At 32.8% G+C, this 6,961-nt stretch carries 4 protein-coding genes and 1 rRNA gene; all 5 read left to right on the top strand.

Annotation, left to right across the window (positions count from 1 at the left end):
* The first annotated feature begins 100 nt into the window (after positions 1-100).
* Positions 101-877, top strand: coding sequence for a hypothetical protein (locus tag GTR01_RS24675; protein ID WP_228452282.1), 777 nt, complete (start codon positions 101-103; stop codon positions 875-877).
* Positions 877-4,644: a T9SS type A sorting domain-containing protein gene (locus GTR01_RS18360; protein WP_160139214.1), complete on the top strand. Its 3,768-nt coding sequence runs from the start codon at positions 877-879 to the stop codon at positions 4,642-4,644. The genes GTR01_RS24675 and GTR01_RS18360 overlap by 1 nt, the downstream gene beginning before the upstream one ends.
* Before the next feature lie 129 nt (positions 4,645-4,773).
* Entirely contained in the window at positions 4,774-5,151 is a 378-nt protein-coding gene (gene gcvH / locus GTR01_RS18365; RefSeq protein ID WP_160139215.1) for a glycine cleavage system protein GcvH, read from the top strand.
* Positions 5,093-5,503, top strand: coding sequence for a VanZ family protein (locus GTR01_RS18370; RefSeq protein WP_185155146.1), 411 nt, complete (start codon positions 5,093-5,095; stop codon positions 5,501-5,503). The genes gcvH and GTR01_RS18370 overlap by 59 nt, the downstream gene beginning before the upstream one ends.
* A 1,027-nt stretch (positions 5,504-6,530) precedes the next feature.
* Positions 6,531-6,961: ribosomal RNA gene (locus GTR01_RS18375) — 16S ribosomal RNA — on the top strand; the annotation flags it as partial.

The following is a 6,961-nucleotide window of genomic DNA, read 5'->3' on the forward strand; positions in this document are numbered from 1 at the left end:
GCTGAAATATTTTAGCATATTAATTAGTTGTATTAAATCTTACCAATGTGATTTATAATATGAAAAAATATTAAATTTGAACTCTTAAAAAAATAAAAAAATGAAAACAAAATTATTCTCGCTAGCCTTATTGGCTTCATCTTTTGTATTTGCACAAACAATTCCATCATCTCTTACTCTCGAAAAATTAACCGTAAAGAGTACAGAAGGTATCGGTTCGAATCAGTTATTACTTCAAACATTCCATGTAAGGAATCCCGACAGATATTTTATGAAGAATGTTGTAAGTGGATTTGGAACAGATGACATTACTTTTTTTTTAAAACATGATGGGCAAATGTATGTGGACGGAAATGTTGGAATAGGTACAACTTCTCCAACAACAAAACTTGAAGTTAATGGAGATGGTAAATTCAATGATTTAATTAGTGGTGGAAGTAATTCATGGTTATTTCATTCTCCAGATGATGGAAGGAAAAGTCTTTATTTTGCACCAATAAATTCTTCTGGTAGTGATTGGGATTGGGCAAAATCATTTGTAATCAATGGAGAGAATGGTAATGCTTTACTCCAAGGAAAATTCGAAGCCAAAGAAATCAAAGTCACCTTAACACCAACAGCTGATTTTGTATTTGATGAAAGGTATGAATTACCAAAATTAGAAACCGTTGAAAAACATATCAAAGAAAAGAAACACCTTCCTGAAATAGCTTCTGCTAAAGAAATGGAAAAAGAAGGAGTGAATGTAGGAGAGTTTCAAATCAAGCTATTGCAAAAAATAGAAGAACTCACACTATATACTATAGAACAGAATAAGAGGCTTAAGAAGCAAGAAGAAAAAATAGAAGAATTAAGCAACAAACTAAACATGAAATAATGAAGAACAAATTATTAATATTCTTTTTACTTTTAAATATTTGGGTATTTGCTCAGGAAGATAAAGGCGGAAGACCTCTTTTTTATGATTATTTGAATTCTGGAATTAATGGATTGGTAATTAATATTAATGAATCCTATATTACTCCTGCCGATTTATTAAAAGAATTAAAGCCAATTATCAAAACGTTGAATAATGAGGCTGAAATTAGAAATTTGGAAGCTTATATTAAAGAATATCCACAAGTTAACTATCTTAAGTTTTATGGTAAAAAAATTGAAATAAAGAAAGATTTTAAATTAGAGTCTACAAAATTTAAGTTAGAAGATAAATTTATTTGTTTGCTAAAAATTAGATCAGAAAATGCATACTCACTTCAAACCTTTTTTTCAAAATTTAATATGCCTGAAGGAGCAAAGTTTTTTTTATATAATTCTGACGGAATGATTCTGGGATCTTTTAATAGTAAAAACATTATAAATTCAAAGGAGTCTGAAAATGTATTTGTGACACAGCCAATACAAGGAAGCGAGATTTATCTAGAACTTGATTTAGAAAATGAAAGTGATCTTGCTAAAATTGATATTCAAGTTAACACCATAATGCATGGCTTTTCAAATTTATATGAAAGTGATGGTCCGTTTTCAGAGTCTGAAGCTTCAATTTATACTTCTTGCAATAAAAATGTTTCTTGTGTTGATGGAAGCCTTTTAAACGGGAATAGTTATAATAGTACTATTAATAAAGGAAATATTAAGTCAGTTGGACTTGTTGTAAACACTAATGCGATATATGGATTCACATGTTCTGGAACATTAATCAATAATACAAAGCAAGACGGAGCACCATATTTTTTAACAGCAGAGCACTGTGTTAAGGGAACTCCTCAAAAACCAGTTTTTTTGAACGAATCTATTGTTATTTTTAATCATGAAACCAAATTATGTAACGATGCTGGTAGTACTGTAGGGGGAAATATTTCTTCACCTTCTACTAATTCGGTAAGTGGGATGCAAGTACTTACTTCTATGGGGATAACCAAATATCCAGATGAAACTTATAGTGGCTTATCACAAGATTTCGCGTTAGTAAAATTAAATACCACCGCCGAAGTTTTAAAAAAATATAAAGTGTGTTATTCTGGATGGTCTACTGCCCAATTTCCTAATAATATAGATTATTCTTTTACAGCCCATCATCCTTCAGGTGTTGTAAAGAAAATATCGATAGCAAATCAAAGTTATATTACTCCTACAAACTACTCTGCAGTTTATGATTCTTCTAATACGGAAAGTCCTAATGTTTATTTTTCAAAAAGTTTTAGTACAAATTTAAGTCAGGGATATTTTTTAGCTGTAGAATTTGCAAACGGATTTCCATACTATGGTTCATCTGGTGCTTCTTTATTTACGAGAGATGGATTTATTTTAGGGACTTTATCCTCAGGACCCATATATGAGATTTCTAATGAAACCCCCACTAAACCCATCAATCTATTGCAAGATAAGTTTAAAGCATGTGGTAGTACAATTACCAATAAAGCTAAATACAATGTTTTGTTTTCAAGGTTTTGGAGAGATTATATCTTTATGCAGCCATGGTTGAATCCTGATAGTCAAAATGTTCAATCTATAGGGAACTATTGCCCTGCTGGAATAGGGAATTGGGGAAGTGTAAATATCGAAAATCCCCAAGAAGGATGTAATCCTTTATATGTTAGAGATCTTTATTACAGCCCAGATTATTTGGAAGCGACAATTAAAGATTTAAATCAATATAGGGTGAGACCCTTTTCTACATATGGAAAGAAGATATATGTGAAAAATGATTTTATCCCTGCTGTTGGAGATACAGAAATTAATGAACCTAAGATGAGTAATAAACTCTTATGCTTAGGAATTGATAAGACATGTCAAGGATATTCTTACTTAAATCATTCTTATAGGATTGGAAATAATTTTGTAAAAAAAATTAAAGCAAAAGATATAATCATGACTAATCAGTTTAGTATAGGTGGTAGTTTTCCGGGAGTTGAATCTAGTCTGATAAATGTTGATGAAGATAGAGTTGCTGTTTTATTAAGACAAAGAAAAACTGTGAGTTCTAGTATTTATGATAAATTTGAAGTGAATATATATAAATATAATGAAATAAATAATGAATATGATACTGAATCTGTAATAGATGTGTTTCCTAATGCATTAGAACTTCAACAAACTTTTCCTTATTATGAAGAAAATGGTATAAAAGTTTTTTTTGAGAAAAATACTATTCTCATTTTAGTTCCGTATGCATATGTAAAAAGAATAGGATTAATAAAAATTTATAGAGAAAATGAAAACTCGCCATGGGTTAAACAAGTTTTCCCATTAATTTATGAAGGAGGTTTTAATGAACATTATAATCATGGAATTGCTTTCTACAAAAAAGACTTATTACTTATTCAAGCTGGTACATTCGGGAATTTAGCATTTAATATTAAGTCAGCAGCAGCAGGTTCTCCCCAACTTTTATTTGTAAGAAAAACGCCAGCTGATATGTTAGTTCCAGTAAATATGACTTATCAAGGGGATAATACGTACGAAATTTTTGGACATAAAACTCCTAATCAAATTGATGTGTGGAGATTTAACCTTTCTACACAATCGTTGAGTAAGTATACAACAATTCATTTAGATGGTAGTCGGACTGGCTTTAAAAATATTTATGTTAATCGTAATACAATGATTGTTGCAGAAAATAGAAATCTTAATGGTCCAGATTTTCCATTGGATATACGAAATAAAAGAACATTATACTATAAAGAAGGTAATCAATGGAATCATGGAGGAGTTTCATATACGACTATAGTTAAAACCAATCCGTTATTTAAGAACGAACTAATCGCTTTAAATGATTCTTTTTTTTTAGATGATATAGAATGGAGGTATCTTTCTGGAGGGACTACAGGATATAAAACAAGACTTTTTCTAGCTTATAATCTTATAAATGCAGAGCATTTGAAAAAAATATTTGGCGAACCTTTTTCAGGAGCATATATGAACCTAGATAAGATTGAGCGTGACGAATGGTTTGCTGGTCAGGAAGGGTTAACAAAAAAATATGATAATACAATACAGACAGGAAGATTATTAAAAGTAGTTACGGCTGATACTTATGATGGGGTGGGTACATCTATTATGAATGGTTTGATAAATATGGATTATCGAAATCCTAAAACTTATATTTTAAGCCATCTTACAGCTCCCTTAGTAGGAAATAAGAAAGTAAAACTTGAAGCTGAGCATTCTGTTGTAATAAAACCAGGATTTGAAGTTTCATCAAATAATGGAACAGAGCTTTATGTTAAAACAACAAGTTCCGAATCTTTTCCTGAATCCTTAACGTATGATGATATGCTGCATCCAGTACTTTCAGATTATCATGATAAAGCGAGTAAGAAAATGGCAAATCCATCGCTTAAAGAGGAAGCCAGTTACGGCGAAATTATACTTAATGGTACTCTTTCAACTCAAGAAGTCATTATCGATAAGAATGTGAGGCTTTATCCAAACCCTACCAAAGACATATTAAATATTGATTTTAATGGAAAACGTTTCAAAACAGTAGAAGTCTATTCAATAGATGGTAAGAAGCTAATAACCCAAGAAATATCCTCAATGAATAACGTTGAGGTCAACTTATTACGATATCCTCCGGGAATTTATATGGTAACTCTTATTGATTCAAATGGAAAGACTTATCCTAATAAAGTAATAAAGAAATAATTAATTCAACTTAAATCGCTGCTTTTGCAGCGATTTTTTTATTTACCATCAAAATTTAATGAAGATGCCTATTAAGGCTTTGAACCTTTTAGAATTTTGAATACATTTGTAGAAAATAAAAATTAAAAAATGAACACACCATCAGAATTAAAGTACACTAAAGATCACGAATGGATTAAGATCGAGGGTAACGTGGCTACAATTGGTATTACAGACTTTGCTCAGGGAGAACTTGGAGACATCGTTTATGTAGATGTAGATACTGTAGATGATGACCTTAATGGCGGAGACGTTTTTGGAAGTGTAGAAGCAGTAAAAACTGTTTCAGACTTATTCTTACCTATCGCAGGAAAAGTTATCGAATTCAACTCAGAATTAGAAGATCAGCCGGAATTGTTGAATACAGACCCTTATGGAGACGGATGGATCATCAAATTAGAAGTTGCTGATGGAGCAGATCTTTCAGAATTACTTTCTGCAGAAGATTACAAAGCAATCATTGGATAAAATTTCAAAAATATTTAGTAAGATATTGCCCATTTATTGGGCATTTCTTACTTATATGCTTCTCAAACCCGGAGAAGAGAATCATGAATATTGGTTCATGTTCAACGGCATCGATAAAGTGTTGCATGTAAGTATATTTGCAGCCCTGGGGTTCTCTTTTATTGCCGCATTTCCCAAAATAAAATTTTTTTACTTTTTTCAGATCATCCTTATATATGCCTTCCTTACAGAGATCCTGCAGGAAGAAATGGGATTGGGAAGATCTATGGAAACATTAGATATCGTTGCAGACACAGTAGGATGTCTTATCGGTTACTATACCTATAAGCTGCTCATCAAGCGCTTTTTCTAATTTCTATTTTTAGAAACCTATTGATTAAGAAAAAGGCTTTATACTTTTTTTCCACTTTTTACTCTTTCATATATACTCATTCTCTCTAACTCTGGCAGGCTCATATCTTTCAACGTATTGAGGAGCTTAATCCCGCTATCCACTCATACTCCTCGCGCCATTCTTTCCCAATGCTCAAATCCTCCCGCTCTCCAACTCTTGCTGCGGGGTAACCGTTTCTATCGGGGCTAGGGTAGGGGACATAAATTATAAATGATGAGCAATAATAAGTAATAGGTAATAGGTAATAGGTAATAGGTAATAGATGCTGGCATATATAATAGTTACCATATATATAATAATATAATAAGTAGAATCCATTTTAACGCAGCATCCATCAATAGAAACGGGCTTTAGCCCGTTTACATACACCAAGCCTCTTCCTTTGGCTTTAGCCCAAACCTATTTTCAGATATTTTATGAAACCATATATATGTATATTATATATAGTATAACTTTCATTGCCCATTGCTCATTACTCATATATAATAGGTATAAATCCGTGTTATACGATGCTTAAAATGCCCTTTTATAACTTTCCCAAAACAATTCCACCATTGTGGATAAGTATAAATATCCCACTGAAAACGAGAGTATATCAGTAAGCGCAGAAGGGCTTTTAAATAAGCATAAACATTATCATCTACTGAGATATGAAACGAAAAAAAACTTTTAATTTTCATCAAATAAAAGTTGCGAGTTAAAAAAGAGTTTGTATCTTTGCAGTCCCAATTAAGGGAGCGCAGGAGTAGAGGGTTGAGTGTAGTGATGGAGATTAAGGTTACTTAAAAAACTTTAAAATTTTCTTTCAAAACATTTGGTCAATTAGAAATAAAGTTTTACTTTTGCACTCGCAAATACGGAGCGACACTGACAGATAGATTGCTTCGTTAAAAAGCGAAAGATATAAAGATCATTGACATACAATATRACAACCAAGTAAGGAAAAACTAAAGCGTTAAAAACTTTGAGTGAGTCAGACAAACATACAATGGAGAGTTTGATCCTGGCTCAGGATGAACGCTAGCGGGAGGCCTAACACATGCAAGCCGAGCGGTAGAGTTTCTTCGGAARCTTGAGAGCGGCGTACGGGTGCGGAACACGTGTGCAACCTGCCTTTATCTGGGGGATAGCCTTTCGAAAGGAAGATTAATACCCCATAATATATTTTTTGGCATCAATGAATATTGAAAACTCCGGTGGATAGAGATGGGCACGCGCAAGATTAGATAGTTGGTGAGGTAACGGCTCACCAAGTCTGCGATCTTTAGGGGGCCTGAGAGGGTGATCCCCCACACTGGTACTGAGACACGGACCAGACTCCTACGGGAGGCAGCAGTGAGGAATATTGGACAATGGGTGAGAGCCTGATCCAGCCATCCCGCGTGAAGGACGACGGCCCTATGGGTTGTAAACTTC

The organism is Chryseobacterium sp. c4a (assembly GCF_009900745.1).
Taxonomy (GTDB): Bacteria; Bacteroidota; Bacteroidia; order Flavobacteriales; family Weeksellaceae; genus Chryseobacterium.